Below are 13,612 nucleotides of genomic sequence, written 5' to 3'. Positions count from 1 at the left end.
CTGGCGACAGCCTGCGCCGACGGTGCCATCGCCGACACGGCGACGGCCCGCCGCCCAGGCAGGACACCCGGGCGACGGGCCGTGGCCGGCTCGCGACCGGTCAGTCGTCGTCGACGACGGTGCCGAACGCGATCGGGTCGGCGAGCAGCAGACCCGGCACGCCGCCCACCACCAGGGCGAACCGCTCGTCGGCCTCCGGCTTCCGGTCACCCCGGACGTCGACCGTGAACTCGACCGAGGGCTGCCCGGCGGGGAGCGTCCGGCAACCGGCGTACGACCGGAAGTCCGACCCGGGCTGCGCGGTCACGGCGAGCGTGCCGGCGCAGATCAGCACCGGCTGGGAGAGCGGCCGGGAGACCGTCACCGTGAAGGTGGCCCGGGTGTCGCCCCGGTCCCCCTCGACCACCCGGACGTCCGCCACGCTCAGCGACGCCCGGGAGGAGAAGCGGGCCACCTGCGGGTCGTGGTCGCTGGAGCCCCGCGACCCGTCCCCGGCGTGCTCGGCCGGCCAGTCGGCGTTGACGTGCGCCGCGCGCACCTGGACCAGGTCGGCGTGCAGCGCGTCGTTGACGAACAGGTGGTCCAGGGTCTGCGCGTGCCCCTCGAAGCTGTACGAGTACGCCGACGAGGGAACGTCCGCGACCAGGTCGTCCCAGAGGTTGCGCAGGCCCGCCTGGTACAGGGGGGCGAGCTGGTCCGACGGCGTCGGGTCCGCGCCGGTGGCGATCGGGTCGTCCGGGCGGGGGAAGACGTTCAGGTCACCGCCGTAGACCACCCGGGCGTACGGATCGGACGCCTCGATCGCGGTGACGATCGCCGCGCCGTACCGGGCCTGCTCGGTGCGCTGCCCGACCCGGCTGTCCGGCCCGGACGAGTAGTGGTTGCTCAGCGCCCAGAGGGTGTACGACTCGGCCCCACCCGGGGTCGCCCTCACGGTGAATTTCGCGAGCTGCGGAGCCCGGGTGAAGACGTTGTCGCCGTCCTTGCCGGTGGACGTGTCGACGTCCGGCGGCAGCAGCGCGTTGAGCGCCTTCGGGTTCTGCACGTCCGCGTTGGACGGCAGCCCCGCCGACCGGTAGACGACGGTGGGGGAGGCGCCGAGCAGCGGGTCGGCAGCGGTCGCCCCGGCCAGCGACAGCCGGTCGGTGCGGTAGAGGAACCCGGCGGTGATGCCCCGGGCGTCCGCTCCGGTGCGGTCGTACGCCGCGGCGTAGGCCGGGCCACCGGCGGCGGCCACCGCGAGCGCCAGCTCCTGGAGGGTGTCCGGCGCGCCGTCGGCGTCGTTGGTGTCGCCGCAGACCAGCGCGCCGCCGGAGACGGTGCAGATGTCCTGGTCCTCGGCCTCCTGCACCAGGATCAGGTCCGGTGCGTGCAGGTCGGTGACGATCTGGTCGGCGAGGTTGCCGAGCTGGTCGCGGTACTCCTGCTCACCGGCGGGCACGTAGTCGAACGGCGGGCGGACACCCGGGCAGCCGGCGTTGCCGGTGAAGTCGCAGCCGTCGAAGGGGTCGTCCCGGTGGTCGTAGAGGTTCTCCACGTTGTACGTGGCGATCGCGATCTCCTTCGACCGGTCGGCCGGGCGGGGCGGATCGTTCCTCGACGGGTCGGCCCCGGCCGTGAAGGCCGCCTGCTCGACCTGGACGCCGTACTTCTCGAAGGAGTAGTAGAGCGCGCCGTACGCGTCGTGAGCCAGCGTGTCGAAGGTCCGCGTCGGCGGGAGCATGGCGGTGCTGTCCCCGGCGGTGGCCTTGACGCCCATGCTGCCCAGCATGATCCGCTGACCGTTGCCGTCGTCGAAGAGTCGGGTCGGGTCGTTGTCCAGCGGGTGCGCGTCCCGGAACACCCGGCGGGCGTACGGGTCGACCCGGTCCAGCAGCGGGTCGTCCCGGTCGACCAGCCAGGTCTCCGCATCGGCGGTGGACGCGAAGACGTCCCGTCCGCTCACCGCGCCGCTGCCGGCCCGGACCCGCAGCCGGGCCCCCTCGTGCCGCTCCCAGAACCGCTGCGCGGCGGTGAGGTCGGTCGGCGGCACCGCGTCGGTGACCGTGACGACGCCGTTCACGTCCAGCCCGGAGGTGATCTTGCGGACCAGCGACGCCGAGGAGAGCTGGGTCTGGTTGAAGTACTCCGACACCCGGGCGCGGAGCACCACCTCGTCGCCGACGGTCGGCACGTAGCCGCCGATCAGCGAGGTGAACGAGCCCATGAAGACGAAGACGCCGTCCGAGCTGGTCGGGTCGCCGTCGGTGGCGTCGGCGCGGCTCTGGAGGAAGAAGCCGTGCTGCTCGGCGCCGGCCGAGGTCCGCGCCAGGGTGTGCTGGGTGACCACGCCCCGGACGTCGTACAGCGCGCTGCTGCTGCCGTTGCCCGAGGGCGGGGCGAGCGGGGACCGGTCGGCCGGGCCGGACTCGGCGTCGGTGGTCGGGCCCTGCACCTCGCCGACGGTCAGCTCGCGGGTCACCGTCACGGTCAGGGTGCAGGTGGCGGTGCCCCCGTCGGCGTCGGTCGCGGTCACCGTCACCGCGTACGCCCCGGCAGCCAGGTCGGCGCTGGCGGTCACGGTGGCCCGGGCGGTGCCGCCCACCGCGTCGGCGGCGGTGAACGCGGTCCGGGCGATCGTCCCGGCGGTCGGGGCCGGCGTGACCGTGGTGACCGCCAGGTCGGCGATCCGGTCGTCGGCGTCGACGGCGGTGACCTCCCGGCTCGCCGCCGTACCGGCCGGGGTGACCAGGGCCGGGCCGCAGGTGAGTACGGCCGGCTGGTCGACCGGCCCGCCCCCGTCGACCGTGTGCGTGCCGAGCCCGTCGGACGTGTCGGTGGCGAACCCGGCCCACTGGGCGGCCGGGTCGAAGGCGTCGGACGGGTCGGTGTCCCCGGCGGTCACCGTGGCCAGCCGGCGCAGGGTGTTGTTCTCGGTGCTGGTGACGCCGCTGCCCCATTCGGTGCCCGGGTCGACACCGACCTGGCCGATCGAGTCGAGCACGGTCGTGCCCCGGCGGAGCACGATCGCGTCGTCGCCGTTGAAGAGGCTCGCACCGGTGGTCTGGTCGGCCTGGGCGAGGATCGCCGCGTTGGCCGAGGAGCTGGCGAGGACGAAGACGTCCCCGGCGGCGACCGTGCCGGTCAGCGCCAGACTGGTCGGGGTGGTCGAGCCGTTGAAGTGGAACTGGAGCTGGTAACCGCCGCCGGTCAGGTCGACGGCGGCACCGGTGCCGTTGAACAGCTCGATCGCCTTGTTGTTCGACGAGCCCTCGACGTACTCCGAGATGAACAGGTCGGTGGGCGCGGCGCTGGCCGCAGTGGGTGCGACACCGATGGCCGCGACGGTGGTCACGGCGGTGGCTGTCGCGAGCGCGGCGAGAGTGCGGCGCGGGCGCATGGGGCCTCCACGAGGGATGGACGGGAACCACCGCACGTTAGGCGTCGATCCGGTACGGCGTCCATCCCCCACGGGTCGGGGCGGTGAACAACCGGTCAGCGGGCCAGCGCGTCCAACCGGTGTACCAGCTCCGCCACGTCGGCGCCGTACTCGCACCACTGGCGGTCGGGGCGGTACCCCAGCTCGGCGTTCACCGCCAGCATGGCCTCGTTGGCCTGGGCGTTCCAGGTCTGCACCTCGGTCAGCTCCGGCTCGGCGGCCCGCAGGTCGAGCAGCATCCGGGCCTTGATCGCCCGGTCGATGCCGTGGCCCCGGTGATCCGGTACGACGATGGTGTCGTACTGGTCGGCCCGGGTGGGGTGCTGGGCCGGCACGACCACCTCGGTCAGCCCGGCGACCTCGCCGGTGCGTTCGTGGATGGCGAAGACGACGTACGGCTTCATGCCCCGCCGGTGCAGGCAGTCCAGGCTGTCCCGGAGCCGTTGGGGGTCGTAGGAGCTGGGGCGCAGGTCGCCGTCCTCGACGTCGCGCGACTCGGCCTTGGCGCGGGCGTACGACTCGATCAGCTCGTCGGGCGGCCCGCCCGGACAGAACTCGATCCGGTAGCCCGTGCCGATCCCGGTGGCCATCGCCTCCAGCGCCGCCCAGTCCACCGTGCCGAGCCGGAGCACGCTGCGGGTCTCCACGTAGTCCTGGCCGAAGCCGAGCGCTTCGAAGAACGCCATGGCCGGCGTCCCGCCGACCACCTCGACCCCGACCGACCGGAAACCCTCCTGGTACGTGCGGCGCGCGGCCAGCCGGACCAGGTCACGGCCGAGGCCGGTGCGGCGCACGCTCGGGTGCACCAGCACCTCCAGCACCCCGATGTCACCGAGCAGGAGCACGTGCACGTGGCCGACGATCGCCCCCGGCGTGCCGTCGGCGGCCGGTTCGGTCCGGGCCACCCAGGAGATCCGCCGCTCACCGGGCATCACCTCGGAGAGGTACTCCCGCAGTGCGGTCTCCCGCCAGGGTGGGTCGTCGGGCAGGTCGGCTGCCAGGACCGCGTTCAGCGTTGCAAGCAGGGACGCCATCTCGGCGGACGACGCGGTCCGGGGATCCCACTCGCGCACCATCACCCGTACAGCTTGCCGGCATCCGCAGCCCGGGGGAAGTATCCAGTTCGTCCGGGACGGACGCGTCGGCTCAGCCGCGACTCGTCACGCCGTACGCGTTGGCCTTGTAGAACACGTCCTGTGCGTACCGGCGGACGTCGTTGTAGGACAGGATCGCGCCCCACCAGTCACCGGGGACGGTCATCTTCCGGCCGCCCTTGCAGAGGTAGCTGCCGGCGGCGAGCGCCGCGTCGTCCAGGTCGTGTGGGTTCTTCACGCCGTCGTTGTCCGCGTCCGCGCCGATCTCCTGCCAGGTGGTCGGGATGAACTGCATCGGACCGACCGCCCGGTCGTAGGTGAGGTCCCGGTCGAGGCGGCCCCGGTCGCTGTCGAGGATCCGCTGCCGCCCGCCGTTGCCGTCGAGTGGATCGCCGATGATCTCCGGCAGTGCCTGCCCGTCCGGCATCAGCTTCGCGCCGTTGGCCGCGCCGTGCCGCGACTCGACGTAGCCGATGGCGGCGAGGGTGGTCCAGCTCAACGAGCAGTTGGGCGTGGTCCGGGCGAGCACCAGCTCGGCGTAGCCGTACGCCTGCATGGCCACCTGCGGGATGCCGGCCTTCTCGCCGGTCACCCGGGCCCAGTCGGCGAGCGCGTCGGCCGGGCGACCGGTCGGCAGCGGGACGCCGCCGGGGTTGACCCCGCCGGGCAGAGGCGTCCCGGGCGGCACGACCCCACCGGGGAAGGACGGCACGGTGGTCGGTCCGACGGAGGCGTCCGGGCTGCCGCTCCCGGCGACCGGGCGCGGCGCGGGGGCGGTCGCCGGGACCAGCAGGGCACCGGCCGCCGCGGTGGCGGAGACCAGGCCGAGCAGGAAGGCCGCGGAGAGGGCGAACCGGCCGCTGGGGCGCTTCGACCAGGCCCGGGTGGCCCGGACCGCGCCGGCTGCGGCCTGCCGGGGCGGCGGCAGGCGTACGGCATGCGCGTACGGCACCCGGTACCGGCGGCGGGTAGCCCGTCCCGGCTCGCTCCCCGTGTCCGACGTGGTCGTGTCGTCCGGCCCGCTCTTCGCGTCCGGCCCGGTCGTGTCGTCCGGGTCGCTCTTCGCGTCCGGCCCGGTCTTGTCGTCCGGCCCGGTCTTGACGTCGGGCCCGGTCGTTGTCGTCGGGTCCGCGGTGGGCGCAACGGGCGCGGTGGTCTCCGCCGGTGCGGTGCCGGGCGGCGGGGAGTTGCCCGGTGCCGGGACGGTCGGGCGCAGCGCGTCCGGCGGCACCGGCGTCCGGGGGCGCGGCACCGCACCGGCGACGCGCGCGGGTTCGTCGGCGGCGCCCGACGTGGCGAGCGGCCCGTCGGGCGGCGCGGCCGGACGCAGGGGCCGACTCCGCAGGCTGTCCTCTCCGTCCACCACCCGTCGAGTATTACCCATGTCAGCGCCGACGTCAGGACCGGTCGTACCCTTGTGCCATGCCCCGGTACGAGTTCCGCTGCCGCGCATGCGGCGCCACCTTCGAGGTCAACCGGCCGATGGCCCAGGCTGGTGCGCCGGCCTCCTGCCCCCAGGGCCACGAGGACACCGTCAAGCTCCTCTCCACCGTCGCGGTGACCGGCCGGGGTGGTGCCGGACCGGCCGGCGGAGGAGGTGCCCCGGCTGGCGGCGGCTGTTGCGGCGGCGGTTGCGGCTGCTGATTCCCGCGCCCTCGTCGGTTGGTTGCGGTACTTTGCGGTCGATCCCGTCCGGCCGTTCTCACGATGCGTGACGGCTTCGACATAGGGCAGCATGGCCGGCGACGTCAGGGGCGGAGGTTCCACGCATGTCGCCACGGATCCGCCTCCCGAGCGGTTGGGTGACCTTCCTGTTCACCGACATCGAGGGCTCGACGCGCCTGGCCCGGATGCTTGGGGCGGGTTACCGGCCGGTACTGCACGAGCACCGTCGACTGCTGCGGCACACCCTGGTCGCGGCCGACGGCGCGGAACTGCTCACCGAGGGCGACTCGTTCTTCATCGCCTTCGCCGACGCCACGGTGGCGGTGGCCGCCTGCCTGGCCGCGCAACGGGCGCTGGCCGGGCACGACTGGCCGACCCCGGAGGCGACTCCCCGGGTCCGGATGGGACTGCACACCGGCTACGCGGAGCCGCGCGACGGTGAGTACGCCAGTCCGGAGGTGCACCGGGCGGCCCGGATCGCCGCCGCCGCCCACGGCGGCCAGGTGCTCTGCTCGGCGTCCACGGTGCGGCACGCCGAGCCGTTGCCCGCCGGGGCGTCCCTGCTCGACCTCGGGCTGCACCGGCTCCGCGGCTTCGACGACCGGGAACGGCTCTACCAGGTGCTCGCCCCCGGTCTGGAACGGGAATTCCCGCGTCCGCGTACCGCCGACGCCCCGCCGCACAACCTGCCCACCCGGGTCACCTCGTTCGTCGGGCGGGAGGCGGAGCGGATCGAGCTGCGGCGGCTGGTGGCCGGGCACCGTCTGGTCACCGTCGTCGGCGCGGGCGGCGCGGGTAAGACCCGGCTCGCGGTGGAGCTGTGCGCGGGGCTGGTCGAGGCGTACCCGGACGGGGTGTGGCTGGTCGATGTCGCCACGGTCACCGACCCGGGCCTGGTGCCGTTCGCGGTCGCCGCCGCCTTCGGCCTCCGGCCGGAGCCGGGTCGCCCGATCATGGACACTCTCGTCGAGTACGCGGCCACCCGGCGCACGCTGGTCGTGCTGGACACCTGTGACGCCCAGCCGGCGGCCACCGCCGAGGTGATCTCGCGTCTGCTGGCCGGCGCGCGGGGCGTGCGGGTGCTCGCCACCAGCCGGGAGTCGTTCGGTCTCCCCGGTGAGGTGGTGTGGCGGATCCCGCCGCTGTCGGTCGACCCGTCGCCGAACGGCGGTGAGAGCGACGCGGTGGCCCTGCTGCTCGACCGGACCACGGCCGCCCGGGGTGGGCGGCGTCCGGGGCCGGCCGAGGTGGCCGACCTGCGCCGGGTGGTGCACCGGCTGGACGGCCTCCCGCTCGCGATCGAGCTGGCCGCGGCCCGGCTGCGGGTGCTCTCGGCGGGGCAGCTCGCCGAGCGGCTGGCCGACGTGCTCGGTGCGCTGGACGCCGGACGGGACGAGCCGGATGTCCCCCGGCCCTGGTCGGGCGGGCAGGAGGACACCGTGGAACTCCGGACCGCCGGGCTGCCCGGGGACGGCATCCGGTCGACGGTGGAGCGGCACGCCACCATGCAGGCGACCGTCACCTGGTCGTACCGAACGCTCGGCCCCCGGTCGGCCCGACTGCTGCGCTGGCTGGCGGTCTTCGCCGGGCCGGTCGACCTGGCGGCGGTGGAGTGGCTGCTCGACGACGACCCGCTCGGTTCGCTCTCGGTGCTGGTGGACAAGTCGATGATCCTGGCGGAACCGAGCGCCTCGGGCTGCACGTACCGGATGCTCGACCCGATCCGGGCGTACGCGGCCCGCCGGCTGGCCGCGGCGGGGGAGGAGCAGGTCGCCCGGGACCGGCACGTGGCCTGGTCGCAGCACGTGCTGCGGCGGGCGTATCTCGGCCCGGACGGGCAGCCGGTGACCCTGTCGCTCTACTCGCTCGATCCGCTGGCCGGCGAGCTGAGGGCCGCGCTGCGCTGGTCGGCCACCGGGGGACGCGCCCGGGACGGCCTGCTCCTGGCCGGTGGCCTGGACCTGTGGTGGCGGGAGCGGGGGCTGGCCCGGGAGGGGCGGCTCTGGCTGTTCCGGCTCTACGGGCGGATCGCCGAGACCGGCGAACGGATTCCCGAGGCGGAGCTGGCTGCGGCGTACCACATGCACTCGCTGCACGCCGGGGCGGACGGTGAGTTCGCCGAGGAGCTGCGCTTCGCCCAGCGGGCCGAGGCGGCGGCGCGGCAGGCCGGGGACGCCGGTCTGCTGGCCCGGGTGCTCGCCGGCCGGGCCGCGCCCCTGGTCGACATGGCGCAGTTCGTCGAGGCGGAGCAGGTCTGTCGGGAGGTGATCGACTGGGCGCGGGACCGGGGGGTGGCCGCCGACGCGTTGCTCGCCGTCTACAGCCTGGCCGAGCTGCTGTGGCGGCGCGGTGCGCTGGACGAGGCGGCGGAGCTGCTCGGCGCGGCCCGGTCGGTGGAGGCGACCCGCCCGGTGGAGCGGGGGCAGCGTTCGGTGGACATGCTGCTGGGCATGGTGGCGCTGGCCCGGCGGGACCTGGTCGCCGCCCACGAGCACCTTCAGGTGGCGCTGCGGTCGCGGGTGAGCCACGGCTACCACGGCCGGGCCTGCGACACGGTGAACGCGCTCGCGGTGCGCTGCGCCGACGGGGACGATCCGCTCACCGCCGCGCGGCTCTTCGGCGCGGCCCAGGCGACCCGGGCCCGGATGCGGTTCACGCCGGGCCTGTTCGGGGCGTACTGGCTGCGGTGGCAGACGGAGGTCCGCCGCAGGCTGGGCGACGCGGCCTTCGACGCCGCGTACGGGGCCGGGGCGGAGTTGGGGCTGGAGGAGGCGGCGGCGGTGGCCCTGGCGGTCGAGCACCCGGACCTGTCCCCCGCCTCCCCCCGGTTCACGTCGAGCTGGTGAGGGCGGGTGCCGCTCAGCGCAGGGCGTCGGCCCGCTCGGCGTCGGCCTTCATCTTCGCCGCCCGGTCCAGGTCGGCCTGGCTGACCGCGGACGGCGAGCCGAAGGCCCGGACCGCCTGGTAGTACGTCCAGGCGAGGCTGTAGCAGGCCGGCTGGACGGTGCTGCTGTACCGGGCGCAGACCCGCTTCAGGTCCTCGTAGAAGGCGCTGTCGATGCGGGCCTTGTTGGTGCTGGTGAAGACGCTCATCGCCTTGTGGTTGCGGTAGCCGAAGTCGTGCCGGTAGCAGGACAGGTTGAACGTGAACCCGAGCGGGTTGTCCGGGCTGGACGAGCAGTAGTCGGTCGACCAGTTGAAGGCGTACGCCGACCAGGCGCCCTGGTTCAGCCGGGCCGAGTTCCAGGAGTTGTAGCTGGTGGCGCTGGTCTGCGTCCAGCTGTACATCACCGACAGCTTCTGGTCCCGGGTGACCGCGGCGGCCGGCGAGGCGACCCCGAGGAGGGCGAGCAGCGCGAGCGCGCTGGCGGCGAGCAGGGTGGTGAGGCGACGGTGCATCGGGTTCTCCTCCGGGGGTGGGGGTGAGGCGACCGGAATCGTGTCACCGGCGGGTTGCCGGTTGGAGAACAGTTTTTATCGATCTTGATGGATGTCAGGTGTCGTCTCGCTCTAATTTGCCGCCATCCGTCGAAACCGAAGAATGCCCCGAGGCGGATAGGCCGCCCCGGGGCATCCGGTGGTCGTCCGGTCAGCGCACGAAGCGCGCCGGGCTGGCCGGGCTCTCGTTGTGCAGCCGGTCCAGGGCCGTCACCAGGTAGGTGTACGACGTGCCCTGATCGGCGGTGGTGTCCACCCAGGACTGCACCGCGCCGGGGGTGGCCCGCACGGTGTCGACCAGGTGGGTCGCGTCGGCCAGGTCGCAGCCGGCGGGCAGCCGGTTGCCGTCCAGCCGGTAGATCGCGTAGGACGTCGCCGTACCCAGCGGCCCCACGCCGTCCGCCGGCTGCCGCCAGGTCAGCCGCACCCCGTCGTCGGTCCGCTGGGCGCCGGTGACCACCGGGAACAGCAGCGGCTTCGCCGGCAGGTGCGACATGGTCGGCACCAGCGCCGGCTTCGAGTAGTGCTCCTGGGCGTAGATGTCGGTCGCGCCGAGCCGGTTCGCCCGCACCTGCACCGCCGAGAAGTGCACGTTGCCGAGCACCTCCGGGTACGACCGGTTGAGCGTCAGGTGGTTCGACAGCTCCTTCGGGTTCATCCAGAACGAGCCGTACGCCGGGTCACCGCTCTTGTAGTCGGCCTGGCCGATGTAGAGCTGCACCTTTGTGCCGCGCACCGTCTCGGCCCACCACGGCACCAGCCGGGCGTAGTCGGCCGCCGGGTACTGCCCGATGTACCAGTAGAGCTGCGGCACGACGTAGTCGACCCACTCCTCCTTGACCCACTTGCGGGTGTCGGCGGAGATGATGTCGTACGACTGGCTGCCGGTGGTGTCCGAGCCGAGCGGGTCGGCCGACTTGTTCCGCCAGATGCCGAACGGGCTGACCCCGAATTTCACCCACGGCTTCGCCGCCTTGACCTTTTCGTTCATCTCCTTGACGAGCAGGTTGATGTTGTCCCGCCGCCAGTCGGCCTTGTCGGTGAAGCCCCGGTTGTGCGCGGCGAACGTCGCGTCGTCCGGCACCTGGTGGGTGCCGCTCGGGTACGGGTAGAAGTAGTCGTCGAAGTGCACGCCGTCGATGTCGTACCGCTGGACCGCGTCCATCATCGCGGTTTGGACGAACTCGCGGACCGCCGGGATGCCGGGGTTGTAGTAGAGCCGGCTGCCGGCGACCCCGGCCGGCGGGTACGCGAAGGTCCAGTCCGGATGCTGCCGGGCCGGGTGGTTCGGAGCGAGCTGGTTGACATCCGCGCCGGCGCCGCCCGGGGCCGGCATCGAGATCCGGTACGGGTTGAACCAGGCGTGGAACTCCAGGTTCCGCTCGTGCGACTCGGCGACCAGGAAGGCCAGCGGGTCCCAGCCCGGGTCCTGCCCCCGCACTCCGGTCAGGTACTCCGACCAGGGCTCGTGCGGCGACGGCCAGAACGCGTCGGCGGTCGGCCGGATCTGGACGACCACCGCGTTGTGGTTGAGCCGCTCGGCGAGGTCGAGCCAGCGCAGGTACTCGGCCTGCTGGGCGGCGACCCGGTTCGGGTCGGTCCAGGAGGCCCTGGTGGGCCAGTCGATGTTGGTCACCGACGCGATCCACATCGCCCGGAACTGGCGCTTGGGGGTGGCCGGGTCGGTGGTGCAGTCGGCGGCGGTGATGGTGGAGGTGGCAGCCGGGTCAGCGGCGTGCGCGGGCGTCGCGGCGACGAGAGCGCCGAGCAGCGCGACGGCCAGCCCGGCGGCTCTGAGCCGAGGTGCCTTCATCAGGTGGTCCCTTCGTGGGGGCTCGGCTGGCAGGGGAGCGGACGGCGGCTGGTCGGCAAGATTCGTCGCCAAAAATACGCCGTCAGAAGGAAATTTTCACAACCGGCCGCCCGACGCAAGACCCCACGGGAGATCAGCCGCCGGCCCGGGTCGCCGGTTCCGTCCGCCGTTACCGCCCCGGTACGCAACGTGGCGCTCTGCCGGACGGGCGGCGGGGTGGGGTGGGGTGGGGTGGGCGGTTGCTGGGTTGCAGGGGTCCCCTGCTACACAGAAAGCGGTAACAGGGGACCCCTCCTACCGCGTCTGGCGGTGCGGAAGCGGGTGGGGCTGGGGGGTTCCGGTGGGGCCCTTGACGACCGGGCGGCCGTCGCGCCAGACGACCTCGTCCAGCCAGGTCTGCCGTCCGGGGGAGACCGACCCCTCCTGCCCGGGTGGCCAGGCGTGGTAGAGCAGCCACGTCCGGCCGTCGGACTCGACCATGGAGGCGTGGCCGGGGCCGGAGGCCGCCGCGTTGCTCCGCAGGATCGGGTTCTCCGGCGCCTTGACGCAGGGGCCGGTGGGGCTTTCGCAGATCGCGTACCCCTCGGCGTACTCGGCCCGGTTGTAGGCGTTGGCGGCGAAGAAGAGGTACAACGTCCCGTCCCGCCGCCAGAAGAACGGCCCCTCGATGAGGCGTCCCTCCCACGGCTCGGTCTGCTTGAGCAGCTTCGTCGGCTCGCCGACCAACTCCAGCCCGTCGGCCGAGAGACGCTGCGACCAGAGCCAGGTGTCCCGGCCGACGGCGTTGCCGTCGTTCTTCCAGAGCAGCCAGAGAGTGCCGTCGGTGTCCCAGAACGGGCTGGCGTCGATCGCCCCGCCCCGCTCCGCCTGGCAGATCAACGGGCCGGACGAGTCGTCCCGGTACGGGCCCTGCGGCGCGCTGGCCACCGCCCGCCCGACGCACTGCCGGCCGGAGGACCGCCCGGCGACGGTGTAGTAGAGGACGAACCGGTCCGGCGCCAGCGCGATCGCCTCCGGTGCCCAGGTCTTGCCCGGGTTGGCCCAGGCCGGCAGTTCCGGCAGGGCGTCCCCGGCCGGCGTCCAGTCCACCAGGTCCGGCGAGGTGTGCACCGGGACGTTGCGGCCGTCGCCGTTGGTGTGGAAGAGGTACCAGGTGTCGCCGACCCGGATCGCGTGCGGGTCGGGGGAGTTGGTGGCGATGACCGGATTGGTGAACATGTCGGATCCCGTGGTCGTGGCGCTCGGTTCGTCGGGCGCGGTGCAGCCGGCGACGAGCAGCGCGGTCGCGAGCAGCCCGGCGACGAGCGGCGCGACGGCGGCACCTGCCGTCGCGCCGCGTCGCCGGATGGCGGGGGCGGTCATCCTTTCAGCCCGCTGCGCGACACGCCCTGGATGATGTGTCGCTGGGCCGCCACGAAAAGGACCAGCACCGGCACGCTGGCCAGCACCGCACCGGCCATGATCACCGGATAGTCGGTGACGTACGCGCCCTGGAGCAGGCCCAGTCCCGCGGGCAGGGTCAGGTTCTCCGGGCTGAACAGCACGTAGACCGGCCAGAGGAAGTCGTTCCAGTTGGAGAGGAACGACAACACCGCCAGCGTGGCCAGGGCCGGCTTCGACAACGGCAGCAGCACCTTCGTGAAGACCTGCCAGTGGTTCGCCCCGTCCAGGACGGCGGCCTCCTCCAGCTCGGCCGGGATGGAGAGGAAGAACTGCCGGAGGAAGAAGACCCCGAACGCGCTGGCCGCCCCCGGGACCACCACCACGGCGAGGGTGTCCACCCAGCCGAGCTGGTCGGCGATGACGAAGTTCGGGATGATCAGCGAGGTGGGCGGGATGAAGAGCGTCCCCACGATCAGCGCGAAGCCCACCGAGCGTCCCCGGAACCGCAGCCGGGCCAGGGCGTAGGCGGCCATCGACGCGGTCACCAGCACCAGCAGCGCGTGCAGCGTGGCGGCCAGCATGCTGTTGACGAACCAGCGCAGCACCGGGTTGGCGGTGTCGTTGAGGATGCGGTCGTAGCCGTACCCGGAGAAGGGGTTCGGCAGCCAGTCCGGCGGAATCCGCTGCGCGCCGTCGTAGGTCTTCAGCGAGGTGAGGAGCATCCAGATCAGCGGGGCGAGGAACACCAGGGTCAGGATCACCAGGACGGCGTAGCGTCCGGTACGGCGGAGTGTCGTCACG

Annotated in this window: 9 protein-coding genes; 2 read left to right on the top strand and 7 right to left on the bottom strand. The window is 73.3% G+C overall.

Features of this window, described 5'->3' with window-relative positions:
- Window positions 1-100: 100 nt before the first annotated feature.
- From GA0074694_RS03375 to GA0074694_RS03365, 3 genes are all read right to left on the bottom strand, one after another.
- A complete protein-coding gene (locus tag GA0074694_RS03375) occupies window positions 101-3,379 on the bottom strand; it encodes a lamin tail domain-containing protein (protein ID WP_091452243.1) in 3,279 nt (1,092 codons plus the stop codon).
- A 95-nt stretch (window positions 3,380-3,474) separates the two neighbouring features.
- Window positions 3,475-4,494 carry a GNAT family N-acetyltransferase gene (locus GA0074694_RS03370; protein ID WP_091458581.1) on the bottom strand — a complete coding sequence of 340 codons (1,020 nt, stop codon included), beginning with the start codon at window positions 4,492-4,494 and terminating at the stop codon, window positions 3,475-3,477.
- A 70-nt stretch (window positions 4,495-4,564) separates the two neighbouring features.
- The gene (locus tag GA0074694_RS03365; RefSeq protein ID WP_091452239.1) at window positions 4,565-5,878 is read right to left on the bottom strand and encodes a lytic transglycosylase domain-containing protein; all 1,314 of its coding nucleotides are present in this window, start codon (window positions 5,876-5,878) and stop codon (window positions 4,565-4,567) included.
- A gap of 56 nt (window positions 5,879-5,934) precedes the next feature.
- Here GA0074694_RS03365 and GA0074694_RS03360 point away from each other — a divergent pair, with 56 nt between their 5' ends.
- Both GA0074694_RS03360 and GA0074694_RS03355 read left to right on the top strand, forming a co-directional pair.
- On the top strand, window positions 5,935-6,156 hold the full coding sequence (locus GA0074694_RS03360; RefSeq protein ID WP_091452237.1) for an FmdB family zinc ribbon protein: 222 nt from the start codon (window positions 5,935-5,937) through the stop codon (window positions 6,154-6,156).
- A 125-nt stretch (window positions 6,157-6,281) separates the two neighbouring features.
- Window positions 6,282-9,023, top strand: coding sequence for an ATP-binding protein (locus GA0074694_RS03355; RefSeq protein WP_091452234.1), 2,742 nt, complete (start codon window positions 6,282-6,284; stop codon window positions 9,021-9,023).
- Window positions 9,024-9,036: 13 nt separating this feature from the next.
- Here GA0074694_RS03355 and GA0074694_RS03350 read toward each other — a convergent pair whose 3' ends face one another.
- From GA0074694_RS03350 to GA0074694_RS03335, 4 genes are all read right to left on the bottom strand, one after another.
- On the bottom strand, window positions 9,037-9,576 hold the full coding sequence (locus tag GA0074694_RS03350; RefSeq protein ID WP_091452230.1) for a phospholipase: 540 nt from the start codon (window positions 9,574-9,576) through the stop codon (window positions 9,037-9,039).
- A 190-nt stretch (window positions 9,577-9,766) separates the two neighbouring features.
- Window positions 9,767-11,428: a glycoside hydrolase family 10-like protein gene (locus GA0074694_RS03345; protein ID WP_091452227.1), complete on the bottom strand. Its 1,662-nt coding sequence runs from the start codon at window positions 11,426-11,428 to the stop codon at window positions 9,767-9,769.
- Between the two features lie 294 nt (window positions 11,429-11,722).
- Window positions 11,723-12,790, bottom strand: a complete 1,068-nt coding sequence (locus GA0074694_RS03340) for a glycoside hydrolase family 43 protein (RefSeq protein WP_091452224.1) — start codon at window positions 12,788-12,790, stop codon at window positions 11,723-11,725.
- Window positions 12,787-13,611 (bottom strand): carbohydrate ABC transporter permease, encoded by an 825-nt coding sequence (locus GA0074694_RS03335; protein ID WP_245714528.1) that lies wholly within the window; start codon window positions 13,609-13,611, stop codon window positions 12,787-12,789. Before GA0074694_RS03335 ends, GA0074694_RS03340 begins: the two co-directional genes overlap by 4 nt.
- Between the last annotated feature and the right edge of the window lies 1 nt (window position 13,612).

This window comes from Micromonospora inyonensis (assembly GCF_900091415.1).
Classification (GTDB): domain Bacteria; phylum Actinomycetota; class Actinomycetes; order Mycobacteriales; family Micromonosporaceae; genus Micromonospora; species Micromonospora inyonensis.
The sequence above is the reverse complement of the archived record's forward strand: the minus strand, read 5'-3'. Positions and strand labels throughout refer to the sequence as shown.